This window comes from Neisseria sp. P0024.S006, assembly GCF_051956595.1.
Lineage (GTDB): Bacteria > Pseudomonadota > Gammaproteobacteria > Burkholderiales > Neisseriaceae > Neisseria.
In genome coordinates, this window is sequence record NZ_JBQCXH010000016.1 from 1 (window position 1) to 607 (window position 607).

Sequence of the window (607 nt, forward strand, 5' to 3'; positions counted from 1 at the left end):
GGGGTTGTGTGGGTGTGGTTGTGTTGGTTCGGTTTGGTTTTGGTTGTGGTGGAGTGGTTTTGGGTGCGGCGACCACGGCGGGACACGTCGAGATCTTGGTGCGTCGGGCGGACGGTATTTGTTTTTGTTTTGGTGGTGGTGGTGTGGGATGTGGGGTGGCTTGGTGCGTGTTGGGGGATGTGTTGTCGCAGTTGGGAGGTGGTGGATTGTTGCATTTTTTGTTTTTGTTTGGGGAGTGCGGTTTCGGTGGTTGTGTTTGTGTCTGTGGTGGGGTGTGGTTTGGGGGTGTTTTGTTGGGTTGGGGTGGGTTTTTGTTGGGGTGTTTTTGGGGGTGTTTTTTGGGTGGTTTTGGTTTTGGTGTGTGGGGGGGTGGGGTGGGGTTGGTTGGGGTTGGTTTTTTGTTTTTGGTGTGGGTTGTTGTGTTGGTGTTGGGTTGTTTTTTGGGGTGGGGGTTTGGTGGGTTGGTGGGTGTTGGTTTTGGTGGTTTTGTTTGGTTGTTTGGGTGGGGGGTGTTGGGGTGGTGTGTTGGGTGGGGGGGTTGTGGGTTGTTGTTTGTTTTTGTTGGGTGGTTGGTTGTGTTGGTATTGGTGTGGGGGTGGGTGTGTGG

The 607-nt window shown here is 53.7% G+C and carries 1 pseudogene; it reads left to right on the plus strand.

Annotation, left to right across the window (positions count from 1 at the left end):
• Positions 1–607: pseudogene (locus ACTHUF_RS11030) on the plus strand (hypothetical protein); the annotation flags it as partial.